This window comes from Streptomyces sp. IBSNAI002 (assembly GCF_052244475.1).
Taxonomy (GTDB): Bacteria; Actinomycetota; Actinomycetes; order Streptomycetales; family Streptomycetaceae; genus Streptomyces.
On the sequence record NZ_JBQPXG010000002.1, the window covers coordinates 2,295,144 to 2,310,964 of the forward strand.

A 15,821-nucleotide genomic window follows, 5' to 3' on the forward strand; every position below is an offset into this window, starting at 1 on the left:
CCTCGGGACCGTCAGGCGTCGATGCTCTCCGGGCGGGCGGCGGCCTCGGCCGCCGCCTGCTTCTTGGAGGCGATCAGGCTGGTGATCGTGGTGATGACCAGGACACCGCAGATGACGCCCAGGGAGACCGGGATCGAGATGACCGGGACGTGCAGTCCGGACTCGTGGAGGGCGTGCAGCACGAGCTTGACGCCGATGAAGCCCAGGATGATCGACAGGCCGTAGCTGAGGTGGACCAGCTTCTTGAGCAGGCCGCCGATCAGGAAGTACAGCTGGCGCAGACCCATGAGGGCGAAGGCGTTGGCGGTGAAGACGATGTACGGGTCCTGGGTGAGGCCGAAGATCGCGGGGATGGAGTCCAGCGCGAACAGCACGTCGGTGGTGCCGATGGCGAGCATGACGACCATCAGCGGGGTCAGGACGCGCTTGCCGTTGCTCTGGATGAAGAGCTTGGTGCCGTGGTACCGGTCGGCGACGCCGAACTTCTTCTCGACGGACTTGAGCAGGCGGTTCTCCTCGAACTCGTCCTCCTCCTCACCCTTGCGGGCCTCCTGGATCAGCTTCCACGCGGTGTAGATCAGGAAGGCGCCGAAGATGTAGAAGACCCAGGAGAAGCTGGCGATGATCGCCGCGCCGGCCGCGATGAAGATCGCGCGGAGCACCAGGGCGATCAGCACGCCCACGAGCAGGACGCGCTGCTGGAGGTGCGAGGGCACCGAGAACTTCGCCATGATCAGGACGAAGACGAAGAGGTTGTCGACGCTCAGGGACTTCTCGGTGATGAAGCCCGCGAAGAACTCCTGCGAGGCCTGCCCGTTCCCGAAGAACCACAGGCCGAGGCCGAAGAGTGCGGCGAGGACGATCCAGACGACCGTCCAGGTGCCGGCTTCCTTGATCGATACGTCGTGGGGTTTGCGGCCGATGAAGAAATCGGCACCGATGAGGAGGGACAGACCGAGAATGGTCAGCGCCCACAGGGCCCAGGAAACTTCCACTTGAACACGCCTCCGGCGGATGGCTCAGCACTTCGTCAGCGTCATCGCTGCCGGAGGTCTCTTCCACCCGGGCGGCCTGGAGGCCGTGGGCCGACGCCCCGGGACCGACTGCTCACCTATGACCGCAGTGGTCCGTATTGACGGGTACGCCGTAGCTGGAAAGCAGGAATACTCCCCTCCGCACGCACCAGGGTACCCGTCTCGGGCGCATAAGGTAAAGGGAATCCCAAGAAGAGGTCAGCGGCAGGTCATCTGCCTGCCGCCGGGCTTCACGGCCGGGCGCGCCGCCGGGCCTCCGCCACCCGGTCCAGTGCCTGGTCGAGGACCCTGCTGCCCTGCGGGGGCAGGTCCGGGGCGAAGGTCCAGGCGTGGTGGACCCAGGGGTCGGCGAGGTGGTTGTCCGGGACGGGCGAAAGCCGCATGAGCGAGCGCCACAGCGGGTCCAGCAGCGGCCCGTAGGCCGAGGCCTCGTCGCGGTCCGCGACCATCAGCAGGTGCACGCCGACCGGCGGACCCTCGTCGGCGAGGTAGCGCAGCTGGGTGACGGCCCGGTCGTCGAAGCCGTGCGGGAAGTCGTGCACGAGGAGCAGCTGGTCGGCCGTGTCCACGTCCGGCGGCAGGTCCTCGGGAGCGCCGGCCCGCAGCGCCATCTGTACGAGGTCCACCCGCTTGGTCAGCCGCGCCAGCGTGTCGGTGACCCCGGCGGCCCCCGCGGCGGGCGGCCCGGCCAGCACCCCGGCCCGTACGAGGGGCGCCAGGGAGGCCGCTCCGGCCCCGGCCGCGTCGATGACGTGGACGGTGAACCGGTCGGCGGGGTGGACCGCGAGCAGCCGCACCGCGTGCGCGACGGCCATGTCCATGGCGGCCCGGCGCAGCCGGTCGGTGTCCATGGCCATCGCGGCCTCGGAACCGGTACGGCCGTTGTCGATCCACAGGCCGCGCTCCAGCGGGAGCTTCATCAGCATGGGGACGCGCAGGTCGGGGCGCTCGGGAAGGTACAGGTCGCCCAGGCGCAGGGCCAGCGGGCTCTCCTCGGGCAGCGCGGCGGACCGGCCGCCGTGCCAGACCGGGTTGTCCCAGCGGGCGTACGCGGCCGGCAGCGCGGGCTCGACCACCTCCGACTCGGCGACCAGCTGGGCGAGGTCCCGGTCGAGGACGGCGCGGGCCTGCGCGACGAGCTCCTCACGGCGCGCCCGGGCGGTGTCGCGGGCGGCGTTCCCGGAGCCTCCGAGGCGGTGGCGGGGGTCGGACAGGGCCTCGTCGAGCTCGCGGTCCATGCGGTTGTCGGCGAACTCGACGGCGCTGCGGTACGCGGCGACCGTGCGGGCCAGGTCCTCGAACATGCCCCAGACCTGGTTGTAGAGCCGCTCCTCCATGGACCAGCCGCTGGCGTCGCCGGCGACGGGCCTCGGCGGCTGCCCGGGCTCCGGAGCCGGGGCGGAGCGCGGCGCGGGCTCGGGGGGCTCGGTGGCGGTGGGGCGGCGCCGCGGGTGGGAGTAGCTGATCGTGCTGTCGGCCGAGGCCACGGGCGTGGGCGCCGGTCCGGGCGTGCCCGCGTACGGGGTTCCGGACACCGGGGTCACCGGGGTCGCCGGGTCGGGTGCGACGGGGACCGGGTCGGGTGCGACCGGGGCGGCGACGCTGGCGTGCACGCGCGCGGCCAGCCCGGCGGCGGCGGTGGCGGTGAGCCCCTGGTCGGCGAAGAGGGCGGCGAGCCCGCCGGCGTACCCCTGGCCGACGGCGCGCACCTTCCAGGCTCCCTGGCGGCGGTAGAGCTCGAGGGCCACGACGGCGGACTCGCCCTCCAGCCCGGTCAGGGTGTACTCGGCCAGCCCGGTGCCGTCCATGTCCGTGACGGCGACGTGGGAGGCCGCGACGGCCCCGAAGCGGCCCGGGCCGCCCGGGGGCAGGGAGAGCAGGACGCCGACGCGGTGCACCTCATCGGCGACCGCGTCGAGGTCGACGGCGAACCGGTGCCGGTCCGCGGACCCGCCGGGCACCTCGACACCCGGAAGGTCGCTCGCACCCGGGTGCGCGATCCCTTCCGGGCCCGTCACGGCGCCCCGCTCGTCTCCGAGCGAGGCCAGGGCGAGCACCGCGGTGCCCGCCGAGACCGTGATCCGCACCCGGCGTTCGGACAGGGCATGGTTCTGCCCCCGGACCAGTTCGGCCGCCATCGTCCCGTCTCCCCCGATCTTCTTCGCTTACAGGTGCGGCAGGATCGCCGGCATCAGGTCCTGGAACGTCCGGCCGTTGGCCGGGTTGCCGAGGGCCGTCATCTGCCAGCCCGAGCCCGCACGGGACACCTTCGCCATGATCTGCGCGGTGTACTGGCCGCCGCCGTCGAGGGTGTAGCGGGCCAGCTCCTGGCCGTTGGTCTCGTCGACGATGCGGCAGAACGCGTTCTGCACCTCCTGGAACGTCTGGCCGGTGAACGAGTTCACCGTGAAGACGATCTGGTCGATGTGCACCGGCACCCGCTGGAGGTCGACGAGGATGGCCTCGTCGTCCCCGCCCTGGCCGACGCCGCCGACGAGGTTGTCACCGGTGTGCCGGACCGAGCCGTCGTCGCTCTGCAGGTGCCGGAAGAAGACGACGTCCACCGGCTGCTTGTCGGCGAAGAGCACCGCCGACGCGTCCAGGTCGATCTCCCGGGTCCGCGAGCCGAACAGCCCGCGGCGCTTGGCCGCCTGCCAGCCGAGGCCCATGCGGACCGCGGTCAGCGTGCCCCCGTCCGCCTTCTGCAGACTGATGGCCTGACCCTTGGTCATGTTGACCGTCACGCGCTGTCCCCTCTCCATAGCCCGCCCCTACAACGGGAGCGCAGCGTGTACCTGCGGCTGAGACCCAACCCTACTGACAGCCTCCGAGTCAGGCGAGGCCCGCTTCCTTCATCTGCCTCAGCTCCTTCTTCAGCTCGCCCACCTCGTCCCTGATCCGGGCGGCGACCTCGAACTTGAGCTCCGCGGCCGCCGCGCGCATGCGTTCGGTCATCTCCTCGATGATCCGGGCCAGTTCGGCGGCGGGCCGGTCGGTGGGCACCGCGGCGGCCTTGGCTCCCTTCGCACCCTTGCCCGCCTTGGCCCCGGCCGCCTTGCCGCCCAGCTCGGGAACCGGCGCCTTGGCGGCCTTGCCGTCCTTGGCCTGGCGGTATCCGGTGCCGAGGAGCTCCTCGGTGTCCAGTTCCTCACGGGCGATGGTGGCGACGATGTCGTTGATCTTCTTGCGCAGCGGCTGCGGGTCGATGCCGTTCGCCGTGTTGTAGGCGACCTGCTTCTCGCGGCGGCGGTTCGTCTCGTCGATCGCCTGCGCCATGGCCGGAGTGATGCTGTCCGCGTACATGTGGACCTGGCCGGAGACGTTGCGCGCCGCGCGGCCGATGGTCTGGATCAGCGAGGTGCCGGAGCGCAGGAAGCCCTGCTTGTCGGCGTCGAGGATCGCCACCAGCGACACCTCGGGCAGGTCGAGCCCCTCGCGCAGCAGGTTGATGCCGACCAGGACGTCGAACTCGCCGGAGCGCAGTTCGGTCAGCAGCTCGATGCGGCGCAGGGTGTCCACGTCGCTGTGCAGGTAGCGGACCTGGATGCCGAGCTCCAGGAAGTAGTCGGTGAGGTCCTCGGCCATCTTCTTGGTGAGGGTGGTGACCAGGACCCGCTCGTCCTTCTCCACCCTCTGGCGGATCTCGTGCACCAGGTCGTCGATCTGGCCCTCGGTGGGCTTGACCACGACCTCGGGGTCGATGAGGCCGGTGGGGCGGATGATCTGCTCGACGAAGCCGTCGCCGCGCGAGAGCTCGTACTTGCCGGGGGTGGCCGACAGATAGACGGTCTGGCCGATCCGCTCCTGGAACTCCTCCCACTTCAGGGGCCGGTTGTCGAGGGCGGACGGCAGCCGGAACCCGTGGTCGACCAGGGTCCGCTTGCGCGAGGCGTCGCCCTCGTACATGGCGCCGATCTGCGGCACGGTGACGTGCGACTCGTCGATGACCAGGAGGAAGTCCTCCGGGAAGTAGTCGATGAGCGTGTTGGGCGCGGAGCCCGGATCGCGGTCGTCCATGTGGAGCGAGTAGTTCTCGATGCCGGAGCAGGACCCGATCTGGCGCATCATCTCCAGGTCGTAGGTGGTGCGCATGCGCAGCCGCTGCGCCTCCAGCATCTTGCCCTGCTTCTCCAGCTCGGCGAGGCGCGCGGCCAGCTCGGCCTCGATGCCGCGGACCGCCTTCTCCATGCGCTCGGGGCCGGCGACGTAGTGGCTGGCGGGGAAGACGTACAGCTCGCGGTCCTCGCTGATGACCTCGCCGGTCAGCGGGTGCAGCGTGGACAGGGCCTCGATCTCGTCGCCGAACATCTCGATGCGGACGGCCAGTTCCTCGTAGACCGGGAAGATCTCGATGGTGTCGCCGCGCACCCGGAAGGTGCCGCGGGTGAAGGCCACGTCGTTGCGCGTGTACTGGATGTCGACGAAGCGGCGCAGCAGCTGGTCCCGGTCGATCTCCTCCCCCACCTTGAGGGAGACCATGCGGTCGACGTACTCCTGCGGGGTGCCGAGGCCGTAGATGCAGGACACGGAGGCGACGACGATCACGTCGCGCCGGGTCAGCAGCGAGTTGGTCGCCGAGTGGCGCAGCCGCTCGACCTCCTCGTTGATCGAGGAGTCCTTCTCGATGTAGGTGTCCGACTGCGGAACGTAGGCCTCGGGCTGGTAGTAGTCGTAGTACGAGACGAAGTACTCGACGGCGTTGTTCGGCAGGAGCTCGCGGAACTCGGTCGCCAGCTGGGCGGCGAGGGTCTTGTTCGGCGCCATGACCAGGGTGGGGCGCTGAAGCTTCTCGATCATCCAGGCGGTGGTCGCCGACTTGCCGGTGCCGGTCGCACCCAGCAGGACGACATCCTTCTCACCTGCACGGATGCGCTTCTCCAGCTCGGCGATGGCCGCCGGCTGGTCGCCGCTGGGCTGGTAGGAGCTGACGACCTCGAAAGGCGCCACCGTGCGTTCGATCTTCGATACGGGCCGCATGGGTCAACCGTACGACCCCCCACTGACACTCACGCATCCGCGCGCGGACGCGCGGCGCGCCCGGCCGGACCGGCCTCACACGTTCTGGTCCGTTTGTCGTAGTTCGGTGGCGGCTCGGTGATCTTCAAGCCCATGATCGCGGTGAAGGTCCCGCCGTGAAGTGCCGTGAAGTGCATCGCCACAACGTCTGCCGCTCCGCACCCGTCTGACGCAGGAACAGGGCTCACGACCCGAGGAGAACGCACATGTACGTCCGACCCGCCGCCGCGGCCGCCGCCGCGTTGCTGGGCTTCACCCTCACCGTGCTGGGCGGGACGGCCTCGTGCGCCGCCCCCGGACCCGGCTCCGTCCCCGGACCGGCCGGGCTCCTGGGCAACCCCGTCGTGTACGCCCACCGGGGGGCCTCGGCGTACGCCCCGGAGAACACCCTCGAAGCGGTCGACCTGGCGATGCGGCTGGGCTTCGACTGGGTCGAGAACGACGTGCAGCGCACCAGGGACGGCGAGCTGGTCGTCGTCCACGACGACACCCTGTCCCGGACCACCGACGTGGAGCAGCTCTTCCCGGACCGCAGCCCCTGGAGGGTCAAGGACTTCACGGCGGCCGAGATCGCCCTGCTCGACGCGGGCAGCTGGTTCGGGCAGGAGTACACCGGCGCCCGGGTGCCGACCCTGCGGCAGTACCTCGACCGGGTGCAGCGCAACCAGCAGCGGCTGCTCCTGGAGATCAAGAAGCCCGAGCTCTACCCGGGGATCGAGCAGGAGACCCTCGAGGTGCTGGACGAGGCGGGCTGGCTCGACGCGCGGCACGTGGCGGAGCGCCTGGTGGTGCAGAGCTTCAGCGCCGACTGCGTGCGCGTCGTGCACGGGCTGCGCCCGGACCTCGTGACGGCCTTCCTGGGCACCCCGACGGTGGCGGACCTGCCGCGGTACGCGCAGTTCACCGACCGGATCAACCCGTGGCACACCACGATCTCGGCCGAGTGGGTCGCGGCGGTGCACGCGCTGCTCGGAGCGCACGGCAAGGCCATGGAGGTGGACACCTGGATCGTGGACGACGCCACGACCGCCCGGAAGGTGCAGGCCATGGGCGTGGACGGAATCATCACCAACGCCCCGGACGTCGTCCAGGAGGCGGTCGGCGGCTACTGACGGAGCCGGCGCCCCGGCGCTGCCGGTGTCTTCGCCGGCGCTGTGGCGCTGTCAGCCCTGTCAGCCCTGTCAGTGGGGGGCCGTACCGTGGACGCGTGGACAGCACCGAGCGGCCCCGCGGGCCGCACCTCGAATGGACCGTCGTCGCGAGCGACATCGGTCCCCTGCTCCTGGCCGCGACCCCGGAGGGTCTGGTCCGGGTCGAGTTCCATGCCGGGCCGGACCGGGTCGACGCGATGATCGGCCCGCTCGTCTCCCGGCTCGGCGCCGACGCCTGGCGGCCCGCGCCGGGCGCGGAGGTGCTGCTGGCCGAGCCCATACGTCAGCTGGCCGGCTACTTCTCGGGGGCGCTGCGCCGCTTCGAGCTGCCGCTCGACTGGCGCCTCAGCTCCGGCTTCAACCGGCAGGTGCTCCAGGAGCTGGACCGTTCCGTGCCGTACGGAGCGGTCGTCGGGTACGGGGAGCTGGCCGCACGGGTCGGACAGCCCGGGGCCGCGCAGGCCGTCGGCAACGCCATGGGGTCGAACCCGCTGCCCCTGGTGGTGGCCTGCCACCGGGTCGTGGAGAACGACGGGGGCATCGGCGGCTTCGGCGGCGGCGTCGAGACCAAGCGCCGGCTGCTGGCGCTGGAGGGCGTCCTGCCGGAGCCGCTGTTCTGAGCGTCCCGGATACCCGGTTCCGCCCGTACGTAAGGGGTGGCACACTGCCGCGGTGACTACTCCAGCCGCCGCACCCGGCCGCAGCCCGTCCTTCCGCGCCCCGCACCCACGCCGCCCGCGCAGCGGGTGTCCGGCATGACCGCCTCCCCCGGTACGGACCGGCCCGCCACGCCGGCCGGCCCCCCGGACCTGGCCGGGCTGCGGCGGCGTACCACAGGGGTGCTCATCGCGAGCCAGATGCTCGGCGGGCTCGGCGTACCCATCAGCATCGCCCTGGCGCCCGTGCTCGCGGCCGAGGTCAGCGGCACCGAGGCCATGTCCGGCCTGGCCTCCACCGCCGCCGTGATCGGCACCGCCCTGATGTCCCTGCCGCTCGCCGCCCTGATGACCGCGCGCGGCCGCCGCCCCGGACTGGTCCTCGCCTACCTGATCGGTGCCACCGGCGCGGGCCTCGTCGTCCTCGCCGCGACGATCGGGAACTTCCCGCTGCTGATGGCCGGCATGGCCGCCTTCGGCGCCGCCTCCTCGGCCAACCTCCAGTCCCGGTTCGCCGCCGCCGACCTCGCCGCCCCTGACCGCCGGGCCCGCTCCATCTCCGTGGTCGTCTGGGCCTCCACGATCGGCGCGGTGCTCGGACCCAACCTGTCCGCCCCCGCCAGCCGCAGCTTCGCCGGGACCTCCATACCCGAGACGGTGGGGCCCTTCGTATGGGCCGCCGCCGTCTTCCTCCTCACCGGCACGCTGATCGCGGTCCTGCTGCGCCCTGACCCGCTGCTGACGGCCCGCGCCCTGGCCCCGCCCGAGGAGCAGACCCGCGAGGGCCGCTCCCTGCGCGCCGGGTTCGCCGCCGTCAAAGCCTCCCCGCGGGCCCGGCTCGCGCTGGTCACCGTGGCCGTGTCGCACACGACCATGGTCTCGATCATGGTGATGACCCCGATGGACCTGGGCCACCACGGCGCGGGGCTGGAGCTCATCGGACTGGTGATCAGCGGGCACATCGCCGGCATGTTCGCCTTCTCGCCCGTGATGGGGTGGCTCGCTGACCGGCTCGGCCGGCTGTCGGTGATCGGCCTGGCGGCCGGGCTGCTGTCGGTGGCCGCCCTGCTCGCCGGCACGGCCGGGCCGCACCACGGGCAGAGCGCGGCGGGCCTCTTCCTGCTGGGCCTCGGCTGGTCGGCCGGGATGGTGGCCGGCTCCGCGCTGCTGACCGACTCGGTGCCGCAGCCCGCGCGGGCCGCCGTACAGGGGCTGAGCGACCTGACGATGAACACGGCCGCGGGCGTGGGCGGCGCGGCCGCCGGCCTGGTCATGGCCCAGGCGAGCTACGGCTGGCTGAACGCCGTCGGCGCCGGTCTGCTGCTGCCGATGGCGGCGCTGGCCCTGTTCACCGCGCGCCGCCACCCCGCCCCGGCGAAGGGCGACGCCGGCAGCCGTCAGTAGCTGATGTGGTAGGCCTTGCGCAGCGTCTCGTGCACGGTCCAGGTGGTCTTGTCACCCTCCCGGAGGACGCAGGCGGAACCGGGGCCGACCTCCAGCGTCGCACCGCCCTCGACCTCGATGGTGGCCCGGCCGCCGACCACCACGAACAGCTCGTCGGCCTCGGTGTCGGTGACCACGCCCGGGGTGATCTGCCAGATCCCGCGCACCTGCCTGCCGTCGGGCGACTCCCAGAGCACCTTGCCGGTCACCACCGGCTCGCCGGAGAGGATCTGCGCGGGGTCGAGGTCCTCGGCCTCCAGTTCGGCGTCCGGGACGTCCGGGACGGAGACGGCGAAGGAGGCGGGTGCGCTGGGGTCACTGGTGCTCATGACCCGCGAGCCTAATCCGGCCGGGCGGCCCCGCGCGGTGGCCAGAGCGTCCAGCGCGGCCGGGGCCGGCACATCACCCTGTCCAGCGATCCGCCGTGCGGATCGGCGCGGTCCCGGCGGGAGCGTGACGCGGTCCGGGCAGGAGCGTTACTCGGACAGGTTGTGACGGGCGGGACGGGAGCGCGTTTGGGGGCGTGAATCCGGTGCCATGGATGGGGACATGTCACAGCACACAGCAACTGCATCCCCGTCCGGCGGACCCGTCCTGTCAGAAGAGGTGCGCGAGGCGTTCGCCCGGAACCGGCCCGTCGTGGCACTGGAGTCGACGATCATCGCGCACGGGCTGCCGCGGCCCCGCAATCTGGCGGTGGGGCTTGAACTGGAAGAGCTGGTCCGATCGGAAGGGGCCGTTCCGGCGACGGTCGCCGTCGTCGACGGGGTCGCGCACGCAGGCCTGGACAAGGCTCAGCTGGAGCGGATCGCGGGCGGTGACGGCGTGCGCAAGCTCGGCCACCGGGATCTGGCGCCCGCCCTGGCGGCGGGGGCGACGGGGGCCACGACGGTGTCCGGCACGGCCTTCCTGGCCGCCCGGGCGGGCCTGCGGGTGTTCGCCACGGGCGGGCTGGGCGGCGTACACCGCGCATGGGCGCAGACGCAGGACGAGTCGGCGGATCTGTCGCTGCTGGCGCGGACGCGGATCACGGTGGTGTACGCGGGGGTGAAGTCGATCCTGGACGTGCCGGCCACGCTCCAGCGGCTGGAGACGCTGGGGGTGGGCGTGCTCGGCTACCGGACGCAGCGGTTCCCCGGCTTCTACCTGGCCGATTCAGGGGAGCCGGTGGACTGGACGGTGCAGCGGCCGGAGGAGGTCGCGGCGGTGATGGCCGCGCAGGACGCGCTGGGCGGCCCGGAGGCGGCGCTGCTCGTGGCCAATCCGGTGGCGGAAGCGGAGCAGCTGGATCCGCGGCTGCACGACCGGGTGCTGGCCGAGGCCCTCGCCGAGTGCCGTGAGCAGGGGATCACGGGGCAGGCGGTGACGCCGTTCCTGCTGGGGTTCCTGGTGCGGGCGACGGGCGGGGCCTCGCTGGAGGCGAACCTGGCGGCGGTACGGGGCAACGTACGGCTCGGGGCCAGGATCGCCGGGGCCTGGGCGGCGCGGGCATGACCCGGGCGGAACCGGCCGGTCCGGGGGCCCTGCTGGTCGTCGGGGACGTGGTCACCGACGTGGTCGCGGTCCATCCGGAACCGCTCGCCCCGGCCACCGACACCGCCGCCCGGATCCGGACCCTGCCGGGCGGCGCCGGGGCCAACGCGGCCTGCTGGGCGGCCCGTACGGGGGCACCGGAGGTACGGCTCCTCGCACGGGTGGGTACCGAGTCGGCGCGGTGGCACGAGCGGGCGCTGCTGGACGCGGGGGTACGGCCGCGGCTGGTGGTCGACCGCGAGGAGCCGACGGGGACGGTGGTCGCGCTGGTCGGCAAGGACGCGGAGCGCACCTTCCTGACCGACAGCGGGGCGGCGCTGCGGCTGTGCCCCGCCGACTGGACGCCGTCCCTGCTGGACGGGGTCGCCCATCTGCACCTGTCCGGGTACCTGTTCTTCGCCGACAGCAGCCGGGAGCTGGCCCTGCTCGCGCTGCGGGAGGCCCGGGCCCGGGGGGTGCCGGTGAGCGTGGACCCCGCCTCGGCCGGGTTCCTGGCCGTGCTGGGCCCGCAGCGGTTCCTCGACGCCGTGGCGGGGGCGTGCGTCCTGCTGCCCAACGAGGACGAGGCCCGTCTGCTGGCCGGCCTGCCGGAGCCCTCGGGGGTGGCCAGGGCGGCGGCGCGGCTGAGCCGGCACATACCGCTGGTGGTGGTCACCCGGGGCGCGGCCGGGGCGCTGGTGGCCGAGCGGGGGCGGATCACCGCCGAGGTCACGGCGGAGCCGGCCGAGGCGGTGGACTCCACGGGCGCGGGCGACGCCTTCACCGGCGGCTTCCTCGCGGCCCGGCTGGCGGGCGCGGACCCTGCGGAGGCCGCCCGGGCGGGCTGCCGGACCGCCGCCCTGGCGGTGACCCGGCTGGGCGGGAGGCCTTGAGGGGACCCCGGGCCGAGGCGGCCGGGGATCGCGGCCGCTACCGCGCGCGGACGCCCGTCCAGGCGGGATGGCGGGGGTCGTCGGCCCGCACCACCGCGTCGGCGGCCGAGGCCGGGTCCGTGTCGGCCTCGTAGCGCGCGAAGGCGGGCAGCGTCCAGCGCGCGGACTCCTCGGTGCGGCGGGCGAGCGCGCCCGGGGAGAGCCTGATGTGGACGCTCAGGTCGAAGGGGAACCAGTGGCCGAGCAGCAGCGGGCCGTGCACGACCAGCACGCCGCCGGGCGGGAGTTCGGCGTACGGGCTGCGCGTGGCCCGGTCGCTCACCGGGTCCCAGAGGTCGGGCAGCACCCGGCCCGTGCCGCCCGGGTCGGTCGGGCCGAACACCTCCCGCCAGAGCGCGGCCGTGTCGTACCAGCCGCCGAGGTACGAGTCCACGTCCTCGCGGCCGAACTCGAAGCGGAGGGAGGCCGGGCGCAGGAACCCCTCGGCCGCCACCACCAGGACCGGGCGGCCTCGCAGGCGCAGCGCCCCGGCCAGGTGCCCCGCGAGGTCTCCGGTCCCGGCGGCCGGGGCTCCGTCGATGCCCACCCGCCGCCAACTGCCCTGTTCATGGGCGGTTTCGCCGGTGGTGCCGGCCGCGCCGGCGGGGTCGTCGAGGTGACCGGCGAGCCGCTCGGCCATCCGCTGCCATGTGATCGCTTCCAGCTGCACGAGCCCATTGTCAGTGGTGGGCCTTAGCGTTTTTCACGAGGGATCACCGGCGGAACAGGAGCCGGTGGCCCGGCCTTTGGGGAGGGGTCTGTCATGGCTCGGGAGACGACGTATCTGGAGCTGTCGCAGGATGACGGCGCTGCGCACAAGTTCTACGAGGTGACGGTCGACGGCACCGCCGTCTCCGTGCGGTACGGCCGGATCGGCGCGGACGGCCAGGTGCAGAGCTCCTCGTTCCCGACGGCGGACAAGGCCCGGGCGGCGGCCGCGAAGAAGATCGGGGAGAAGATCCGCAAGGGGTACGCCCCGGCCGTGCGCGGGCAGCGCGCCGCGCGGTCGGTGACCCGCCGGCAGGTCACGTCGGCGCCGTCGACGGCGCGGGCCGTGGCCCCGGTGCTGTGGCGGTTCCGCACGGGATCCGCGGCGTTCGGGATCCACGTGGACGAGGACCGCTGCTGGGTCGGCAACCAGGCGGGCGACGTCTACACGCTGAGCCACGGCGGGGAGGTGCTGGCCCGCTACTCCCTTCCGGACGGGGTCAAATGCCTGGTGGCGGACGAGTTCTGGATATACGCGGGCTGTGACGACGGCACGGTGTACGACCTGTCGTCGAAGGTGCCGTTCGGGGCCTACGACATAGCGGCCGATGTGGACATCTTCTGGCTAGACATCCGCGAGGGCGTGCTGAACGTGTCCGACGCGAGCGGCGGGCTGACGGTCATCGACCACGAGGACGAGTTCCAGTGGTCGCGCCGCTCCGACGGCTCGAACGCCTGGATGGTCCGGGCGGACGCGGACGCGGTCTACCACGGGCACAGCCAGGGTGTCACCGCGTACGCCCCGGACGGGGGACGGCAGTTGTGGCACACGGCCACGAACGGCGCGGTGCTGTTCGGCTGGCAGGAGGACCACGCGGTGTACGCGGGGACCGGGCGCAACACCGTGCAGCGGCTGTCGAAGGCGACCGGCGCGGTGGAGGCCTCCTACCGGTGCGACGCGGCGGTGTACTCGTGCGCGACCTCCCCGGACGGCAGGCACGTCTTCGCCGGCGACCTCGCCTCCTCGGTGTACTGCTTCGACGCCGACGGGCGGCGGCTGTGGAAGCTGGGCACGGGCAGCGGGTCCGCGCTGTCGATGCAGTACCTCGACGGGCGGCTGTACCTGGTGACCACGGACGGCTCGCTGGTCTGTGTGGACGCGAGCGAGCAGGCGATAGCGGCGGCCCAGCAGGGCTCGGTGCCGGCGCCGGTGGACGTGAAGTCGGCGGCCGCGCTGCCCGTGTTCACCCCGGCGGCTTCGGCGTCGGCGGTCGCGACCGTTTCGGTGGCGGCGGCTCCGGCGGGCGGTGTGGTGGTGGAGTGCGTCCAGCAGGCGGCCGGGTGCGGGTGCAGGTGGTCTCGGGAGGCTTCGAGCCCTCCTGGAACGTGCAGTTCCCGCGCGGGATACGGGAGCCCGGCGCGCGGTACGTGGTGGACGGGCTGCACGCGGCCTCGGGAGGCTTCTACCGGGTGCGCGGCGAGATACGCCGGCTGGTGTGAGGCTCACCCGGGCGGCAGGAGTCCGCTCGCATGCTCCCGGCAGACGGCCGGTGTGACCCCGTGCGGGGGCGGGGTGGGTATGGAGAAGGGGGTTCCCGCGGGGAGCGCCGGGGTCAGGTGGAGCACGACCGGCTCGCTGCCGAGGTTGTGGCCCAGGTGGATGTGCCGGATGCCCTCGGGCTCCACGAAGGTGGTCCCGGCCCGGTGCACCACGGTCGTGCGGTCGTGCAGGACCCGCGTCAGGGTCCCGGCGAGGACGACGACGTCGAGCCGCACCCGGTGGTAGTGCCAGCCGGTGCAGCCGCCCGGCGGTATGACGATCTTCCGGCCTGCCGGGGCCGCGGGAACGCGTGCCCTTGCCTGCCGAACCGTCGCCTGCTGCCCGCCCATGTGCCCTCCTCGGTGGACAGGCCACCGTCCACGGGCCCACGGTAGAAGGGCTGCGCGTCATCGAGGAAGAGTTGGTGAAACACCAACAGGCCTGCTGCGACAGGTGATATGAGACCCCTGCGGCGGTATCACCCCTGTATGAGCCTGGTGGTGTTCGAGTCCGGTAAGCAGATCCACTGTGCGGAGTGCCGGCAGGGGCCGTTGCGGCATCTCGTGCGCGAGGCCGCGGTGCCGCGCTGCCTGGACTGCGCCGATCTCGGGCACCTGGTCTACCTCCCGCGCGGGGACGCGACGCTCACCCGCCGCTCTCGCGAGGCGAGTTCGCTGTCCGCCGTCGTCGTCCGCTTCAACCGGCGCCGCCGACGCTACGAACGCCGGGGAATCCTCGTCGAGGAGGCCGCCCTGGCCCGCGCGGAGCGTGCGTGTCTCGCGGACGCCGAGGCGCGGGCGAGGCGCCGGGAGCGCGACCGGCTGCGTCGTGCCGCCGAGGACACCCGGTTCACGGCGGCGTTCGCCGCCGAGATAGTCCGCCTTTTCCCCGGCTGTCCGGCGGACCGGGCCGTGGCCATCGCCACGCACGCCTCGGTGCGCGGCAGCGGCCGGGTGGGCCGCAGCGCCGCCGGCCGGGCGCTGGACGAGCGCGCCGTCTCGTACGCGGTGCGCGCGGCCGTGCGGCACACCGACACCGAGTACGACGCCCTGCTGATGGCGGGCGTCCCGCGGTTCGCGGCCCGGGCCCGGCTGGCGGCACGGATCGACGCCGTCCTGGACGGCTGGCGCCCCGTGCCGCCCGCCCGCCGGCCCAGGCCGCCTCTTCCGGAGACGGAGGAGGCGGTCTAGCGCGTGAGGCCGAAGCGGCGGTACAGCAGGACGCCGCCGAGGAGGAGCGCTCCGCCGCCCGGAAGCAGGTAGCCGACGGCGTCGGTGCCGGTGTGGGCCAGGGCGTCGGTGTCCCGCGGCGGCGCGGGCGGGGTCACCGGACGCTCGACGACGGGCGGCTGGACGGGCGGCTGGACGCCGGGCACCTCGCCGTTGACCGAGGTGTTGCCGGTGGAGCCGTTGCCGACGCCGACGACGCTCACCGCGTTGCCGCTGAGGTTCACCGGCAGGTCGACGGGGAGCTGGAGGCCGTTGCCGGACAGGACCCCTGGCGAATCCTTTCCTCGCCCATCGGCGACGGCTCCGCCACCATTGCCGGCGCCCTGTTTCGACGGGTGCGAGGGCCTCGGCTGCGGATGGTCCTCGTTGACACAGCGGTTCCCGGCTGCCGAGTTGAGCACACCGATCACGCTCACGGTGTTCCCGCAGGCGTTCACCGGAACGTGCACCGGCAGCTGCACCAGGTTCCCGGAGAGCAGCCCCGGCGAGCGCTCGGTGCGGCCGCCCGCGTCCGCGTCGGCGTAGGCGAATCCGCCCGCACCCGCGACCGCCAGCCCACCTCCCGCAACGACCGCCGCGATCAAGCCATTCCGACGACTG

14 protein-coding genes and 1 pseudogene are annotated in these 15,821 nt (G+C 72.9%); 7 read left to right on the forward strand and 8 right to left on the reverse strand.

Annotation, left to right across the window (positions count from 1 at the left end; genetic code table 11):
* Window positions 1-11 precede the first annotated feature (11 nt).
* From ACTVZO_RS11205 to uvrB, 4 genes are all read right to left on the reverse strand, one after another.
* On the reverse strand, window positions 12-995 hold the full coding sequence (locus ACTVZO_RS11205; protein ID WP_443298235.1) for a TerC family protein: 984 nt from the start codon (window positions 993-995) through the stop codon (window positions 12-14).
* 269 nt (window positions 996-1,264) lie between these two features.
* Entirely contained in the window at window positions 1,265-3,172 is a 1,908-nt protein-coding gene (locus ACTVZO_RS11210) for a TerD family protein (protein ID WP_443298236.1), read from the reverse strand.
* Between the two features lie 27 nt (window positions 3,173-3,199).
* Window positions 3,200-3,778, reverse strand: coding sequence for a TerD family protein (locus ACTVZO_RS11215; RefSeq protein WP_443298237.1), 579 nt, complete (start codon window positions 3,776-3,778; stop codon window positions 3,200-3,202).
* Between the two features lie 88 nt (window positions 3,779-3,866).
* Window positions 3,867-6,011, reverse strand: coding sequence for an excinuclease ABC subunit UvrB (gene uvrB, locus ACTVZO_RS11220; protein WP_443298238.1), 2,145 nt, complete (start codon window positions 6,009-6,011; stop codon window positions 3,867-3,869).
* 245 nt (window positions 6,012-6,256) lie between these two features.
* Between uvrB and ACTVZO_RS11225 the strand changes: the two genes are divergently transcribed.
* The 3 genes from ACTVZO_RS11225 (at window position 6,257) to ACTVZO_RS11235 (ending at window position 9,261) form a co-directional block, all read left to right on the forward strand.
* On the forward strand, window positions 6,257-7,162 hold the full coding sequence (locus tag ACTVZO_RS11225) for a glycerophosphodiester phosphodiesterase (RefSeq protein ID WP_443298239.1): 906 nt from the start codon (window positions 6,257-6,259) through the stop codon (window positions 7,160-7,162).
* A gap of 95 nt (window positions 7,163-7,257) precedes the next feature.
* Window positions 7,258-7,821: a methylated-DNA--[protein]-cysteine S-methyltransferase gene (locus ACTVZO_RS11230; protein WP_443298240.1), complete on the forward strand. Its 564-nt coding sequence runs from the start codon at window positions 7,258-7,260 to the stop codon at window positions 7,819-7,821.
* 135 nt (window positions 7,822-7,956) lie between these two features.
* Window positions 7,957-9,261: an MFS transporter gene (locus tag ACTVZO_RS11235; protein WP_443298241.1), complete on the forward strand. Its 1,305-nt coding sequence runs from the start codon at window positions 7,957-7,959 to the stop codon at window positions 9,259-9,261.
* Here the strand turns inward: ACTVZO_RS11235 and ACTVZO_RS11240 are convergent.
* Window positions 9,255-9,629 carry a cupin domain-containing protein gene (locus ACTVZO_RS11240; protein ID WP_443298242.1) on the reverse strand — a complete coding sequence of 125 codons (375 nt, stop codon included), beginning with the start codon at window positions 9,627-9,629 and terminating at the stop codon, window positions 9,255-9,257. The two genes, ACTVZO_RS11235 and ACTVZO_RS11240, sit on opposite strands and share 7 nt — an antisense overlap.
* A 220-nt stretch (window positions 9,630-9,849) precedes the next feature.
* Between ACTVZO_RS11240 and ACTVZO_RS11245 the strand changes: the two genes are divergently transcribed.
* Both ACTVZO_RS11245 and ACTVZO_RS11250 read left to right on the forward strand, forming a co-directional pair.
* Window positions 9,850-10,794 carry a pseudouridine-5'-phosphate glycosidase gene (locus ACTVZO_RS11245; RefSeq protein ID WP_443298243.1) on the forward strand — a complete coding sequence of 315 codons (945 nt, stop codon included), beginning with the start codon at window positions 9,850-9,852 and terminating at the stop codon, window positions 10,792-10,794.
* The gene (locus tag ACTVZO_RS11250; RefSeq protein ID WP_443298244.1) at window positions 10,791-11,705 is read left to right on the forward strand and encodes a carbohydrate kinase family protein; all 915 of its coding nucleotides are present in this window, start codon (window positions 10,791-10,793) and stop codon (window positions 11,703-11,705) included. The genes ACTVZO_RS11245 and ACTVZO_RS11250 overlap by 4 nt, the downstream gene beginning before the upstream one ends.
* A 37-nt stretch (window positions 11,706-11,742) precedes the next feature.
* Here ACTVZO_RS11250 and ACTVZO_RS11255 read toward each other — a convergent pair whose 3' ends face one another.
* On the reverse strand, window positions 11,743-12,414 hold the full coding sequence (locus tag ACTVZO_RS11255) for a uridine kinase (protein WP_443298245.1): 672 nt from the start codon (window positions 12,412-12,414) through the stop codon (window positions 11,743-11,745).
* 93 nt (window positions 12,415-12,507) lie between these two features.
* On the opposite strand from ACTVZO_RS11255, the pseudogene ACTVZO_RS11260 reads away from it, so the two are divergent.
* Window positions 12,508-13,952 (forward strand): annotated as a pseudogene (locus ACTVZO_RS11260) (WGR domain-containing protein).
* Window positions 13,953-13,955: 3 nt separating this feature from the next.
* Here the strand turns inward: ACTVZO_RS11260 and ACTVZO_RS11265 are convergent.
* Complete coding sequence (locus ACTVZO_RS11265; protein ID WP_443298246.1) at window positions 13,956-14,342, reverse strand: cupin domain-containing protein; 387 nt, start codon at window positions 14,340-14,342, stop codon at window positions 13,956-13,958.
* Between the two features lie 138 nt (window positions 14,343-14,480).
* Here ACTVZO_RS11265 and ACTVZO_RS11270 point away from each other — a divergent pair, with 138 nt between their 5' ends.
* Window positions 14,481-15,182 (forward strand): DUF2293 domain-containing protein, encoded by a 702-nt coding sequence (locus ACTVZO_RS11270; protein ID WP_443298247.1) that lies wholly within the window; start codon window positions 14,481-14,483, stop codon window positions 15,180-15,182.
* Here the strand turns inward: ACTVZO_RS11270 and ACTVZO_RS11275 are convergent.
* Window positions 15,179-15,805 carry a chaplin gene (locus ACTVZO_RS11275; RefSeq protein WP_443298248.1) on the reverse strand — a complete coding sequence of 209 codons (627 nt, stop codon included), beginning with the start codon at window positions 15,803-15,805 and terminating at the stop codon, window positions 15,179-15,181. The genes ACTVZO_RS11270 and ACTVZO_RS11275 overlap by 4 nt on opposite strands.
* Window positions 15,806-15,821 lie beyond the last annotated feature (16 nt).

Bases quoted from the DNA above. Each gene is read 5' to 3' on its own strand.
- ACTVZO_RS11240 (WP_443298242.1), bottom strand. From the start codon at position 9,629: ATGAGCACCAGTGACCCCAGCGCACCCGCCTCCTTCGCCGTCTCCGTC.
- ACTVZO_RS11210 (WP_443298236.1), bottom strand. From the start codon at position 3,172: ATGGCGGCCGAACTGGTCCGGGGGCAGAACCATGCCCTGTCCGAACGC.
- ACTVZO_RS11270 (WP_443298247.1), top strand. From the start codon at position 14,481: ATGAGCCTGGTGGTGTTCGAGTCCGGTAAGCAGATCCACTGTGCGGAG.
- ACTVZO_RS11250 (WP_443298244.1), top strand. From the start codon at position 10,791: ATGACCCGGGCGGAACCGGCCGGTCCGGGGGCCCTGCTGGTCGTCGGG.
- ACTVZO_RS11245 (WP_443298243.1), top strand. From the start codon at position 9,850: ATGTCACAGCACACAGCAACTGCATCCCCGTCCGGCGGACCCGTCCTG.
- ACTVZO_RS11265 (WP_443298246.1), bottom strand. From the start codon at position 14,342: ATGGGCGGGCAGCAGGCGACGGTTCGGCAGGCAAGGGCACGCGTTCCC.
- ACTVZO_RS11225 (WP_443298239.1), top strand. From the start codon at position 6,257: ATGTACGTCCGACCCGCCGCCGCGGCCGCCGCCGCGTTGCTGGGCTTC.
- uvrB (WP_443298238.1), bottom strand. From the start codon at position 6,011: ATGCGGCCCGTATCGAAGATCGAACGCACGGTGGCGCCTTTCGAGGTC.
- ACTVZO_RS11235 (WP_443298241.1), top strand. From the start codon at position 7,957: ATGACCGCCTCCCCCGGTACGGACCGGCCCGCCACGCCGGCCGGCCCC.